We start from the raw sequence: 12,383 nt of genomic DNA on the forward strand, positions 1-12,383 counted from the left end.
CCGGACTCTACCGGCGCGTCACCGTTTGAACAGGAACGTCAGGAACGCGATCGTCGTGAACGCCACGAGGATGTAGAAGAACACGTACATCATCAGCGCCACCGCCGCGAGCACGAGCACCGCGAACACGATGATCGACACGATCGTGATCACGGCCGTCCCGACGATCAGCCCCGCGACGTTCGCCACCGCGCCCTGCGCGAGCGACCCGGCCGTCAGCTCGCCGGGCGATCCCGGGTCGGGCAGCGCCACCGACACGGCCGCGATCACGGCGAACAGCAGCAGCCCGTCCGCCGACGCGAAGAACTTCAGCACCTCCCACAGGGCGGTCACCGGCCATTCGAGCGCCCAGGTGTTCAGGGCGTCGTGCAGCCACGGCGTCCGGATCGCGAACGGTCCCGCCGCGATGGCCGCCGAGTGCTCGTAGATCGCCTTCCACCCGAACAGCACGCCGAGCACGATCGCGTAGACGATGAACCGCAGGACGCGTCCCGGCGGCACCGCCCCCGACACGATCAGGCCGCCCGCCAGCAGCGGATACCCGATCATCACCGCCAGGCCGAGCAGCAGCACCAGCAGATACGCCGGATACAGGAACGTCGCCCCGATGACGTTCACCTCCAGCCCGATGCGCGGCAACGCGTAACCGAACGCCAGGTTGTTGAACACCGGCACCCAGGCACCGAGAGACAGGACGGCGACGATCCCCCCGGCGGGCTGGGGGATCTGGACGCCGATCCAGACGAGCAGCACCGCGACCGCGACGAAGCACGCCACGAAGATCACCATCAGCCAAAGCGGCCCCATATGGGCGGAATCGTTGCTCGTGCAGTCGGGGTTGTCCCCGAAGCAGTCGAACAGCGCCGACCGGTTCGCCCCGGCATCGCCGCGCTTCCACCGGTGGTCCACCGACTGGTAGGCGACCGTCACCTTCAGCGCGGCCGACGTCGCGACGACCCGTCCCGCCGACGACAGCAGCACCGCCCGGAACTCCTCGTCGGAGTCGAGCCGGGAGAACAGCACGCGGAACGAGCCGTCCCGGGCCGTCGTGACGTTCGCGGCGGCCTCCCACTCGCCGCCGAACATGCCGCCCTCCCGCTCCAACCGGACGTCGCGTCCGGACCCGGCGCCGGGGAACCGCCCGCTGACCGTCACGGGTTCGCGGTTGTTCGGGTGCGCGGGCGAGACGTGCAGGGACGGCCCGTCGCCGCGCGCCCCGGCCGGGGCCAGGACGAGGACGCTCAGCGCGACGAACAGCCCCGCGAGCAGGGCGAGGACGCGCGGCATGCCGGAACGGGGCACGCGGTCTCCTTCGTGAAGGGCGGCGGGAGCGGCCGGCCCGGGGGTCAGGCGGGGGGACGGTCGGTGAGGCCGAGGGGCTCCAGCCCGAGGGCCCGCTCCAGGTCGGCGGGGGAGTGGTCGCGCAGGTAGGCGGCGAACTTCGCCTTCACCTGGTCCATGTAGCCGGCGGCGGTCTTCTCGGTGAGGAACAGCCGCCCGGCGATGCCGCGGAACGACTCGCCGCGCGCCCGCCCGGCGAGCACCTGCCGTTCGCGCGGCGACAGCGACGGCAGCGCGCCGCGCCGTCCGGCCAGCTCGGCGAGCCCGGTCAGCGCCGGCGTGATGACGATCCGCCCGGCGGCCACGTCGGCGGCGGCGGTCGCGAGCGCGTCCAGCGGCTCGGCCTTGTGGACGATCCCGCGCGCCCCCGCGTGCAGGCACGCGACGAGCACCGCCCGCCGCCGCTCCCCGGTGTAGACGAGGACGCGGAACCCGGCGCGCGCGACGGCGGCGACGGCGTCCGGGCCGCGCGGGCCGGGCCGGGCGCCCGTCCCGGCGAGCGCGAGGTCGAGCAGGACGACGTCGGCGGCCGGGGCGGCGGCGAGGAAGTCGGGGACGCCCGCGAACGCAGCCACAACGTCCAGGCCGGGGACGAGCCGCGCCAGCCCGTCCCGGATCAGCGTGTCGTCGTCGATCGCGACGGCGCGGACGCTCACCGCAGCGCACCGCGCAGCGTGACGCGCGTCCCGTCGCCGGGCACGGCCGGCCGGGACGGCACGGGAGGTCGGTCGGGGTCGGTTGGTCGGGGTGGCACGGGAGGTCGGTCGGGGTCGGTTGGTCGGGGTGGCGCCGAGTGGACGTGGACGGTGACGCCGTGCGCGGCGAGCGCGGACCCGGCCGTCACGCCGAGCCCGAACCCGCGCGGCGCGGCGGCCGGGTCGAAGCCGCGCCCGTCGTCGGCGACCGTGACCTCCCACTCGCCCTCGTCGGGGTCGGCGTCGGCGTGGACGACCACCGACGTCGCGCCCGCGTGCAGCCGGACGTTCGCCAGCAGCGTCGCCACGGCCGCCCGGACGGCCCGCGCCGTCGCCGGGTCCAGCACGACGCCGTCCGCGAGGTCGGTGACGACCTCCAGCGGCAGGTCGGCGTACTCGCCCGCCGCCGCGCGCACCGCCCCGACGAGGGTCGCGCCGTCGGGGACGCGGTCGGGCTCGTCCAGGAACGCGCGGACGCGGTTGGCGAGCGCCTCGGCCTGGGCGCGCAGCGGCCCGTCCAGCGCGGCCGGGACCGTTCCACCCGCGAGCAGCCGCAGCACGCCCACGTTGTCGTGCAGCAGGACCCGCTGCCGCTCCAGCTCGCGCAGCCGCGCCGTCTCGGCGGCGGCCCGCGCCGCCTCGGCCCGGGCCCGCTCGGCGTCGGCGGCGAGCCGCCGCAGGTAGCCGGTGAGGAGCCGGCCGAGCGCCGCGAACCCGGCGTAGGCGACGGCGTTGCCGAGCACGGTGGAGCGGTGGACGGCGGGGACGTCCAGCGACGTGCCCAGATAGCACCCGGCGAGCAGCACGACGACGAGCGCGGTCTCCCGCCGCCGCCCGAACGCGACGGCCGCGCCGACGGCCGTGCTCAGCGTGCAGGCGAACCCGAAGGCCGTCCAGCTCCCGGTGCGGTCGGCGGCGGAGCTGAACGCGGGCTGGGCCAGCAGCACCAGGCAGGCCGCGCCGGTGTCCGCCCAGGCCAGCGGGCGGTTGCGGTACGAGCCGGCGCGCAGGACGAGCACCGCGACGACCGCCGACTCGGCGAGATAGCCGCCGAGCACGGCCGCGAAGACGCCCGGACGGGTCGCGTGCGCCTGCGCCTGCGGGAACGCGACGGCGAGCTGGGCCAAATTGACCGCCCGGACGCCGACGACCACGGCGACCGCGCACCACTCCACCCCGGCGGGCGTGGTCGGCAGCGCGCCCTGCCCGTCCCGCCACCGCCGCAGCGCGGCCCGCCCCGTTCCCATGACGACGCATCCTGTCCCACGCCGCGCGCCGCCGCCACCCGGGAAATCCCGGTGGTCCCGGTTCGTCCGGCGGCCTACGCTCGGCCCGGACGGACGCGCAGCTCCGCCGGGCCTCCCGAGGGCCCGGCGGTGGAGCGTTCCGTTCTGAGTGCGCCGTGCCGTCCCGCAGCCCGGCGCGGACGGTCAGGTGGCGGTGAAGGCGCGGGCGCGCTCGATGACCGGAGCGTCGTCGGCGCAGGCGTAGACCGCGCCGCCGCCGGCCACGCGGCCGACCCGGACGGGCGGTGCGGGCCAGCGCTTGCCGCAGACCACGCAGGCCCGTCCGGTGCGCTGGGCGGGCGTGAGGCCGGACGGGTCGAAGCAGATCTCGGTGGCGGTGCCGTCGCTCGCGTCGTGGGGCGTCAAGGTCGATCCCTTCCGGGGCGGGGAGCGGCCGGGTCGGACGCCGAAGCACCTACCGGCCTTCAGCGGCTATTCCCGGCTAGTCCGCATTCAACCATTTCGCCAGAGTTTGTGCGTAGGGGCCAGCGGAAGAGAAATATTCTTCGGGACGACGCGGGGAACTTTTCAGAACCCGACAACGTCTGCGTTCACGAACGGGGGAGGGACGACGATGACGGGACCGGCCGCCTGGGCGCACCGCGCCCGCGAGCGCTTCGGCGAACGGGCCGTGACCGCCGTCGTCCTGCTGGCGCTCGTCCTCGCGGCGATCGTGCCGCTGGCCGTGTTCCCCGCCGCGCGCTGCGAGATCTTCGGCGCGGGCTGCCGGGCGCCCCTGGCGAGCGTCCACGGCGACGCCCCCCGCGCGCGGCAGGCCCTGGCGCCCGCCGTCGCCGCCGCGTCCGGCGGGTACGCGGCGCTCGGCGACTCCTACTCGGCGGGCGTCGGCGCGGAGACGACCGTCGCCGACCAGAACCCGCTGGCCCGCTGCCACCGGACGTCCAACGCCTACTACCACGCGGTCGCCGGCGCGTTCCGGTTCACGAGCGCCGGGTTCTTCGCCTGCTCGGGCGCGACGGTGAACGACGTCCTGCACGGACGGTTCGGCGAGCCCCCGCAGATCGACCGCGTCCACGCCGACACCACGCTCGTGACGCTGAGCATCGGCGGCAACGACATCGGCTTCTCCAAGATCATCGCGGCCTGCGTCGTGAAGCTGCCGTGGAGCGGAAGCTGCACCGACCAGGGCGGCGCCATCGCCAAGCGGATGGCGACGCTCCGCCAGACGCTCCCCGACCTGCTCGACCAGATCACCCGCAGGGCACCCCGCGCACGCGTCCTGATCATGGGCTACCCGCGCGCGTTCTCCGAGGTCAACGGCGCGGCGGGCGACAACATCAGCGTGTCCGAGCAGCAGTGGCTGAACGCCGAGACCCACGACCTCGACGCGCTGATCAAGCAGGCCGCCGCCGAGGCCGACGACCGGATCGACGCGGCGGGCGGCGCCGGCAGCGTCGAGTACGTGGACGCCTACAGCGCGTTCGCGGGCCACGAGGCGGGCAGCGGCGACCCGTACATGAACGGCCTCGCGGTGAACCTCGCCGCGCTGGAGGCCGAGCCGCGCAGCTTCCACCCGACCGTGCGCGGCCAGCAGGCCCTCGGCGCCCTGTTCGTCGACCAGGTGAAGAAGGGCCCGGGCCGCGCGCTGCACCCGTACGGCTGAGCGGTCAGGCCGGACGGAACAGAAGGTACGCCTCGCCCTCGTCCGGATGCTCGAACACGGCCGTGAGCGGCAGCCCCTCGCGCGGCGCGTCCACGCCGGTGAGCCGCGTGTAGAGCCACGGCCCCTCGGCCAGCTCGACCAGCGCGAGCAGCGCGGGCGGCGGGACGGTCCCGTCGGCGGCCGGACGGCCGTGGACGGTCGTCCAGGTCACGAGCGTTCCGGCGCCCGACGCCTCCGCCCAGCCCGGGTCCTCGTCGCCGCAGCCGGGGCAGCACGCGGCGTCCGGCGCGAGCCACCGGTCGCACGCCGCGCAGCGCCGGACGACGAGCCGGTCCTCGGCCGCGCCGTCGAAGAACGGGTCGGTGCGGAAGTCGCGGCGCAGCACGCCGATCTCCAGCGGCATCGGTCAGGCCCCCTTCGCGTGCGGGCTGAGGATCAGCGTGGAGTGGTGGTCGAGGATGCCGCCGTTCCCGCTGACGAGGATGACGTCGTTCGCGGGCGCCTGCCGCTCCCCGCCGTCGCCGCGCGCCTGGATGACGGCCTCCGACAGCGGCGTCATGCCCCACATGTAGTAGCCGGAGAGCTGCCCGCCGCCGGTATTGGTCGGCAGCGACCCGCCGGGCGCCAGCGCGCCGGACGCGGCGAACGGCCCGCCCTCGCCCTTGGCGCAGAACCCGTAGTCCTCCAGGGAGACGAGGACGGTGTAGGTGTAGCAGTCGTACAACTGGCAGACGTCCACGTCGTCCACGGTGACGCCGGCCATCTTCATCGCGACCGGCCCGGACACGGCCGCGCCGGTGGTCAGCCCGAACCCGCTGCCGCGCTCGCGCCGGTGCCCCGGGTGCCCCTGCCCCCACCCCCACAAATGGACCGGCGGACGCGCGAGCGACGCGGCCCGGTCGGCGCCGGTGACGATCACGGCGATCGCCCCGTTCGACACCAGGCAGCAGTCGAGCAGGTGCAGCGGCTCGGCGACCCACCGCGACGCCTGGTGGTCGGCGAGCGTGATCGGTTCGCGCATCTGGGCGAGCGGGTTGCGCGCGGCCCACTGCCGGGTGCCGACGGCGATGGCGCCGAGCTGCTCGCTCGTCGTCCCGTACCGGGCCATGTGGCGCTGCGCGGCGAGCGCGTAGTAGGCGTTGACGCTGCGCAGCCCGAGCGCGGCGGTCATCCCGCCGAACCCGTACCACTCGCGGGCGTCGCGCTGGTAGGCCGCCCCGGACGACTGCTGCGGCTGCAAGGGAGCGTCCGCGAAGACACAGGCGACCGTCGTTGCGGCGCCGCTGAGGACGGACATCGCCGCGTACGACACCATCGCCCCGGCCGTCGCGCCGAAGGAGTCCATTGTGGTGAGCAGGCGCAGGTCGCGCAGCCCGAGCGTCTCGGCCAGCTCGATGCCGGGGGAGCCGCCGAGGCCGTGGCTGACGACGAGTCCGTCCAGGTCGGCGAGGTCCAGCCCGGCGTCGGCGGCGGCGAGCCGGACGGCGTCGGCGGCGAGGCGGCGGGGGCTGCGCCCGAAGACCTTGCCCAGCTCGGTCATGCCGAGTCCGGCGATGGCGGCGTTCACGACCTTCCTCCCTTTCCGTCGGTCGCCGCCACCGTACCGAATCCAGTTCGGCTGAGCCGCGGCGCCCCGTCAGGTCGCGAGGACGGCCTGGAGGAAGTCCCGCGTCCGTTGTTCCGTCGGCTCGTTGAAGATCTGGTCCGGCGGCCCCTGCTCCACGATCTGCCCCTGGTCGAACATCAGCACCCGGTCGGAGATGTCGCGGGCGAACCGCATCTCGTGCGTGACGCACAGCAGCGTCAGGTCGGACTCGCGCGCGATGTCGCGCAGCAGGTCCTGCACGCCGACGACCAGCTCGGGGTCCAGCGCGGACGTGACCTCGTCCAGCAGCAGCACCTTCGGCTGCATCGCCAGCGCCCGCGCGATCGCGACGCGCTGCTGCTGCCCGCCCGACAGCCGGGTCGGGTGCGCGTCGGCCTTGTCGGCGAGGCCGACGAGGTCCAGCAGGGACGTCGCCCGCTCGACGGCCTCGTCCCGCGACAGGCCGAGCACCCGCACCGGCGCCTCGGTGAGGTTGCGCAGGACGCTCATGTTCGGGAACAGGTTGAACTGCTGGAACACCATCCCGACCTGCTTGCGCATCTCGTGCAGGTGCTTCTGGTTGGCCGGGACGCGCTTCCCGCCGCGCTCCCTGTGCCAGAGTGTGTCGTCGCCGATCCAGATCAGCCCGCCGTCGGGCCGCTCCAGCGTCATCAGCAGGCGCAGGATCGTCGTCTTGCCGGACCCGGACGGCCCGATGAGCGTCACCCGCTCGCCGGGCGCGACCGCGAAGTCCAGCTCGCGGAGCACGGCGTTGGCGCCGAAGCGCTTCACGACCTTCTCGAACTTCAGGCCCGGCGCCTGCCCGGCGGGCAGCGCCTTCTTCTCAGTCGGTGGCATGGCTGCGCCTCTCCAGGCGGCGGACGAGAACGGACGACACAACGCTGACCAGCACGAACAGGACGCCGACCAGCGTGATCGGCTCCAGGAACCGCAGCGTGTGCGTCCCGGTGGTGTACGCGGTGTTCAGCAGCTCGGCGACGTTGATGCCGAGCAGGAGCGGGGAGTCCTTGAACATCGCGATCAGGTAGTTGCCGAGGGTCGGCACGACGCGGCGGATCGCCTGCGGCAGGATCACGTCCAGCCAGGTCCGCGACCGGGGGAGGTTCAGCGCGACGGCCGCCTCCCACTGCCCGCGCGGGACGTCGTCGATCCCGCCCCGGTAGACCTCGGCGGTGTAGGTGGAGTAGTGCAGGCCGAGCCCGATCACCCCGGCGGTGAGCGGCCCGAGCGTGATCCCCCAGGTCGGCAGCACGTAGTAGAGGAAGAACAGCTGCACGAGCAGCGGCGTGCTGCGGACGAACTCGGTGACCCACCGGACGGTCTGGTTGACGACCGCGCTCGGCGTGCGGCGCAGGAGCGTCCACACGAGCCCGAGCAGGACGGCGATGACGTAGCCGAGCAGCGTCGCGGTGACGGTGACGCGCAGCCCGTCCAGCAGGTCGGGCAGGATGTCGCCGGTGTAGTGCCAGTCCCACTCCATCAGGTCGCCTCCGCCCGGCGGCCGAGCATCCGGTCCACGCGCCGTTCGGCGAGCCGGACGAGCGACTGCAGCGCCTGCGCGATCACGAAGTAGATCAGCAGGATCGCCACGTACGTCCACAGCGTCTCGCCGGTGGCGTTCTGGATCTGCTTGGCGCGGAAGGTCAGGTCGCCGATGGTGATGAGCGAGACCACGGCCGAGCCTTTCATCAGCTCGATGACGAGGTTGCCGAACGGCGGCAGCATCAGCGCGACGGCCTGCGGCAGGATCACCCGCCGCATGCGCTGCACCGGCGTGAAGTTGAGCGCGACCGTCGCCTCGTACTGGGCCTTAGGGACGGCCCGGACGGCGCCGCGCACGACCTCCGCGCCGTACGCGCCGATGTTGAGGCCGAGCGACAGGACGGCCGCGGCCATCGGCGTGAACCGGAACCCGACGAGCGGGAGCGCGTAGAAGAACCAGTACATGAGCACGAGCGTCGCCATGCCGCGGAAGAACTCCACGTACACGCGGCCGACCGCGCGGACCCACGCGCTGCGGGCGGTGCCCGCCAGCCCGAAGACCAGCGCGAGCACCAGCGCGAGGACGCTCCCGTACACGGTGAGCTGGACGGTCGTCCACGCGCCCCGCAGGAGCTGCGGGTAGGCGTCCAGGACGTCGGACATGACGGATCAGCTCGCGCAGAACTTGGCGGCGGTGTCGCCGGCCGTCGGCATCTCGGCCTGCGTGAACCCGAACGGCTGCAGGATCGGGAGCAGCCGGTTCGCCGACTTCAGCTCCGCGAGCTTGCCGTTGAACGCCTTGACGAGGTCGGCGTCGGCCGGACGGAACGCGAACGCGCCCGCGCCGAACTGCTCCTTGCCGCCGATGACCGGGCCGAACGGCGCGGTGACCTCGAACGGCGCGCCCTTGTGCTTGGCGAGGACGTCGGCGAGCGAGATCCGGGTGAGCCAGACGCAGTCGACCCGTCCGGCCTTCAGGCCCTCGTAGGCGCTGGCCTGGTCGGTGAACGTCTTGATGTCGCCCGCCTTCACGCCGAGCTTCGCGGCGTAGTCGGCCTCGACCGCGCCGGTCAGCACGCCGACCTTCACGCCCTTCTTCCCCGGGTCCGTGGCCTGGACGAGCCCCTTCGGGTTGCCCTTCGGGACGAGGAACGCGCTCTTGGCGACGTATTCGGGGTCGGCGAACGCGACCTCCTTGCAGCGGTCGGGCGTGACGAACATCCCGGCGGCGATGGCGTCGAACCGCTTGGCCTTCAGCCCGCCGATGAGGCCGCCGAAGTCCACCTGGACGCCCTCGACCTTGCCGATCCCGAGTTCCCTGAAGATGACCCGGGCGAGTTCGGGGGCCTCGCCGGTCAGTTTGCCGGACGTGTCGGTGTAGCCGTAGGGCGCCTCGTTGGCGAAGCCGACGCGGATCGCGCCGTCCTTCCTGGCCCGCTCCAGCGTGCCGCCGCCGGTCCGCTCCTGCTCGGGGTCGGTGGTCGAGCAGCCCGCCGCGGCGAGGGGCACGGCCGCGCCGAGCAGCGCGGCGGTGCGCAGAAAATCACGTCGTGAGGACGTCATCGTCGATCTCCTTGAGGGGGTGGGGGTCCGCGCCCGCCGTCGGCGGCGGGGGTCCCGGCGGGCGCGGAGTCGGGGTTGGACGCGGTTGTTACACGACCGGGGTGAAGTCGCGGGCGCCGATGAACTCCGGGCGCCGGCCGGGCGCCGAGAACGGCTCGGCGCAGGCGTTGTCCACGCTGTTGAACACGATGAACACGTTGGACCTCGGGAACGGCGTGATGTTCCCGTTGGACCCGTGCATGCAGTTGCAGTCGAACATCGTCGCCGAGCCCGCCGGGCCGGTGAACAGCTCGATGCCGTGCTTGTCGGCGAGGATCGACAGGCTGTTGGGGTCGGGCGTGCCGATCTCCTGGCCGACCAGCGACTCCTTGTAGTGGTCCGCGGGCGTCGCGCCGACGCAGGACACGAACGTCCGGTGCGACCCCGGCATGATCATCAGGCCGCCGTTGTGGACGAAGTTCTCCGTCAGCGCGATCGAGATGCTGACCGCGCGCATCCGGGGCATCCCGTCCTCGGCGTGCCAGGTCTCGAAGTCCGAGTGCCAGTAGAAGTCCTTGCCGGTGAACCCGGGCTTGTAGTTCACGCGGCTCTGGTGGACGTAGACGTCCGAGCCGAGGATCTGCCGGGCGCGGCCGACGACGCGCGGGTCGCGGACCAGCGCGGCGAACACCTCGCTGATCCGGTGCACCTCGAAGATCGACCGGACCTCGCGGGTGCCGCGCTCGGTGACCGTCCGCTCGTCGGCGAGGATCCGCGGGTCGGACGCGAGGCGGCGCAGCTCGGCGCGGTAGGTCTCGACCTCGTCGGGCGCCAGCAGCTCGTCCACGGTCAGGTAGCCGTTGGCGTCGTAGGACCGCAGCGTCTCGGCGTCGATCGGGCCGTCCTCGGGACGGCCGTACACGACGGGGTCCTGCCGGTACAGCAGCGCCGCCTCGCCGGACTTGCGGGTCGGGTAGGTGTCGTCGATCGACGGATGGGACTCGATGACGCTCACGCGTCCTCCTCGGTCAGCAGGGGGTAGGCCCCGTTCTCGTCGTGCGTCTCGCGGCCCGTGACGGGCGGGTTGAAGACGCAGACGGTGCGGACATCGGTGATGGCGTGGAATTCGTGGTGGTCGTGCTTGTCGAGCAGGTACATGACGCCCGGCTCGATCCGGTGCGTCTCGCCGGTCTCCTCGTCGAGCAGCTCGCCCTCGCCCTCGACGCAGTACACGGCCTCGATGTGGTTCGCGTACCACATCCGCGTCCGGGTACCGGCGTAGAGGATCGTCTCGTGCAGCGAGAAGCCGACCCGGTCCCCGGCGAGGACGAAGCGGCGGCTGCACCAGGTCTCGGCCTGGACGTCGCGGTCGGTGCCGATGATGTCCTTCAGGGAGCGGACGATCACGGTGGCGTTCTCCTTTCGGGTGCGGGTCAGACGGTCACCGCGTCGCGGACCGCGCTCACCGACGCGGCGATGATCTCCAGGCCGCGCGACAGGTCCGCCTCGGACGTGGTCAGCGGCGGCAGCAGCTTCACGACCTCCCCCTCGGGCCCGGACGTCTCCATGAGCAGGCCCCGCTCGAACGCCTCGGCGCAGACGCGCGGCGCCAGCTCCGGGTCCCGCATGACGAGGCCCCACGCGAGGCCCCGGCCGCGCACGGTCTCGACGGCGCCGGCGTTGAGCAGCGCGATCTCGTCCAGGCCCCGCTCGACGAGCCGGCCCTTGGCGAGGGTCTGCTGCTCCATGCCCGGGTCCGTCCAGTACTCCTCCAGCGCGCCGACGGCCGTGACGAACGCGGGGTTGAAGCCGCGGAACGTGCCGTTGTGCTCGCCGGGCTCCCACACGTCGAGGTCGCGGCGCATGAGCGTGATCGCGAACGGGAGGCCGTAGCCGGACAGGGACTTGGACAGGCACACGATGTCCGGGACGATCCCGGCCTCCTCGAAGGAGAAGAACGCGCCCGTCCGGCCGCAGCCCATCTGGACGTCGTCCACGATGAGCAGGATGTCGTGGCGGCGGCACAGGTCGGAGAGCCCGCGCAGCCACTCGGCGGTCGCGGCGTTGATGCCGCCCTCGCCCTGGACGGTCTCGACGATGACGGCGGCGGGCTTGTCCAGGCCGCTGCCGCTGTCGTCCAGCATCGTCTCGAACAGCAGGAAGTCGGGCGTGCGGCCGTCGAGGTAGTTGTCGTAGGGCATCGCGACGCCGTGGCCGAGCGGGACGCCCGCGCCGGTGCGCTTCATCGAGTTGCCGGTGACGGCGAGCGCGCCGAGCGTCATGCCGTGGAAAGCGTTGGTGAAGCTGACGACCGTCTCGCGCCCGGTGTACTTGCGGGCCAGCTTCAGCGCCGCCTCGACCGAGTGGTTGCCCGCCGGGCCCGGGAACTGGACCTTGTAGTCCAGCCCGCGCGGCTTGAGGACGATCTCCTCGAAACGCTCCAGGAAGGTGCGCTTGGCGGCCGTGTACATGTCGAGGCTGTGGACGATCGAGTCCCCGGCGAGGTACTCCATCAGGCGCTGTTTCAGCAGCGGGTTGTTGTGGCCGTAGTTGAGCGTGCCCGCCCCGGCGAAGAAGTCGAGGTAGGTGCGGCCGTCCTCGGCGGTCATGTGGCTGCCGCGCGCGGTCGTGAACACGGCGGGCCAGCCGCGGCAGTAGCCGCGGACCTCGGACTCCAGGCGGGCGAAGACGTCGGTCATATCTGCCTCCGGGCAGGTAGGGGCGGAAGACGATGGGCGGGGGGACTCGTGGCGGGAGGACGTTGGGCGGGGGGACTTGCGGCGGGGGGACTTGTGGCGGGGGAGCGC

Annotated in this window: 14 protein-coding genes; 1 reads left to right on the plus strand and 13 read right to left on the minus strand. The window is 72.9% G+C overall.

The window, feature by feature from the left end; genetic code table 11:
• Positions 1-18: 18 nt before the first annotated feature.
• The 4 genes from GQ466_RS08825 to GQ466_RS08840 all read right to left on the minus strand — a co-directional run bounded on the left by GQ466_RS08825 (position 19) and on the right by GQ466_RS08840 (position 3,688).
• Positions 19-1,302 (minus strand): hypothetical protein, encoded by a 1,284-nt coding sequence (locus GQ466_RS08825; protein ID WP_161102197.1) that lies wholly within the window; start codon positions 1,300-1,302, stop codon positions 19-21.
• Between the two features lie 44 nt (positions 1,303-1,346).
• Entirely contained in the window at positions 1,347-1,997 is a 651-nt protein-coding gene (locus tag GQ466_RS08830; protein ID WP_337193375.1) for a LuxR C-terminal-related transcriptional regulator, read from the minus strand.
• Positions 1,994-3,283, minus strand: coding sequence for an ATP-binding protein (locus tag GQ466_RS08835; protein WP_161102198.1), 1,290 nt, complete (start codon positions 3,281-3,283; stop codon positions 1,994-1,996). Before GQ466_RS08835 ends, GQ466_RS08830 begins: the two co-directional genes overlap by 4 nt.
• A 183-nt stretch (positions 3,284-3,466) precedes the next feature.
• Positions 3,467-3,688, minus strand: a complete 222-nt coding sequence (locus GQ466_RS08840) for a hypothetical protein (protein ID WP_161102199.1) — start codon at positions 3,686-3,688, stop codon at positions 3,467-3,469.
• A 208-nt stretch (positions 3,689-3,896) separates the two neighbouring features.
• Between GQ466_RS08840 and GQ466_RS08845 the strand changes: the two genes are divergently transcribed.
• Positions 3,897-4,946: an SGNH/GDSL hydrolase family protein gene (locus tag GQ466_RS08845; protein WP_161102200.1), complete on the plus strand. Its 1,050-nt coding sequence runs from the start codon at positions 3,897-3,899 to the stop codon at positions 4,944-4,946.
• A 4-nt stretch (positions 4,947-4,950) separates the two neighbouring features.
• Here GQ466_RS08845 and GQ466_RS08850 read toward each other — a convergent pair whose 3' ends face one another.
• From GQ466_RS08850 to ectB, 9 genes are all read right to left on the minus strand, one after another.
• Positions 4,951-5,349, minus strand: coding sequence for a Zn-ribbon domain-containing OB-fold protein (locus tag GQ466_RS08850; RefSeq protein WP_161102201.1), 399 nt, complete (start codon positions 5,347-5,349; stop codon positions 4,951-4,953).
• 3 nt (positions 5,350-5,352) lie between these two features.
• Positions 5,353-6,513, minus strand: coding sequence for a thiolase family protein (locus GQ466_RS08855; protein ID WP_337193376.1), 1,161 nt, complete (start codon positions 6,511-6,513; stop codon positions 5,353-5,355).
• A gap of 69 nt (positions 6,514-6,582) precedes the next feature.
• Complete coding sequence (gene ehuA / locus GQ466_RS08860) at positions 6,583-7,389, minus strand: ectoine/hydroxyectoine ABC transporter ATP-binding protein EhuA (protein WP_161102202.1); 807 nt, start codon at positions 7,387-7,389, stop codon at positions 6,583-6,585.
• Positions 7,376-8,032 (minus strand): ectoine/hydroxyectoine ABC transporter permease subunit EhuD, encoded by a 657-nt coding sequence (gene ehuD / locus GQ466_RS08865; RefSeq protein ID WP_202420024.1) that lies wholly within the window; start codon positions 8,030-8,032, stop codon positions 7,376-7,378. The genes ehuA and ehuD overlap by 14 nt, the downstream gene beginning before the upstream one ends.
• Positions 8,032-8,697, minus strand: a complete 666-nt coding sequence (gene ehuC / locus GQ466_RS08870; protein WP_161102203.1) for an ectoine/hydroxyectoine ABC transporter permease subunit EhuC — start codon at positions 8,695-8,697, stop codon at positions 8,032-8,034. Before ehuC ends, ehuD begins: the two co-directional genes overlap by 1 nt.
• Positions 8,698-8,703: 6 nt before the next feature.
• On the minus strand, positions 8,704-9,597 hold the full coding sequence (ehuB, locus tag GQ466_RS08875; protein ID WP_161102204.1) for an ectoine/hydroxyectoine ABC transporter substrate-binding protein EhuB: 894 nt from the start codon (positions 9,595-9,597) through the stop codon (positions 8,704-8,706).
• A gap of 88 nt (positions 9,598-9,685) precedes the next feature.
• On the minus strand, positions 9,686-10,591 hold the full coding sequence (gene thpD / locus GQ466_RS08880) for an ectoine hydroxylase (RefSeq protein WP_161102205.1): 906 nt from the start codon (positions 10,589-10,591) through the stop codon (positions 9,686-9,688).
• Entirely contained in the window at positions 10,588-10,983 is a 396-nt protein-coding gene (locus GQ466_RS08885) for an ectoine synthase (protein ID WP_161102206.1), read from the minus strand. The genes thpD and GQ466_RS08885 overlap by 4 nt, the downstream gene beginning before the upstream one ends.
• 26 nt (positions 10,984-11,009) lie before the next feature.
• Positions 11,010-12,275: a diaminobutyrate--2-oxoglutarate transaminase gene (gene ectB, locus GQ466_RS08890; protein ID WP_161102207.1), complete on the minus strand. Its 1,266-nt coding sequence runs from the start codon at positions 12,273-12,275 to the stop codon at positions 11,010-11,012.
• Positions 12,276-12,383 lie beyond the last annotated feature (108 nt).

Origin of the sequence: Actinomadura rayongensis, assembly GCF_009831215.1 — a bacterium.
Lineage (GTDB): Bacteria > Actinomycetota > Actinomycetes > Streptosporangiales > Streptosporangiaceae > Spirillospora > Spirillospora rayongensis.

Coding starts and splice junctions, on each gene's coding strand:
- GQ466_RS08835 (WP_161102198.1), bottom strand. CDS start 3,283: ATGGGAACGGGGCGGGCCGCGCTGCGGCGGTGGCGGGACGGGCAGGGC.
- GQ466_RS08845 (WP_161102200.1), top strand. CDS start 3,897: ATGACGGGACCGGCCGCCTGGGCGCACCGCGCCCGCGAGCGCTTCGGC.
- GQ466_RS08850 (WP_161102201.1), bottom strand. CDS start 5,349: ATGCCGCTGGAGATCGGCGTGCTGCGCCGCGACTTCCGCACCGACCCG.
- ehuA (WP_161102202.1), bottom strand. CDS start 7,389: ATGCCACCGACTGAGAAGAAGGCGCTGCCCGCCGGGCAGGCGCCGGGC.
- ehuD (WP_202420024.1), bottom strand. CDS start 8,032: ATGGAGTGGGACTGGCACTACACCGGCGACATCCTGCCCGACCTGCTG.
- ehuC (WP_161102203.1), bottom strand. CDS start 8,697: ATGTCCGACGTCCTGGACGCCTACCCGCAGCTCCTGCGGGGCGCGTGG.
- ehuB (WP_161102204.1), bottom strand. CDS start 9,597: ATGACGTCCTCACGACGTGATTTTCTGCGCACCGCCGCGCTGCTCGGC.
- ectB (WP_161102207.1), bottom strand. CDS start 12,275: ATGACCGACGTCTTCGCCCGCCTGGAGTCCGAGGTCCGCGGCTACTGC.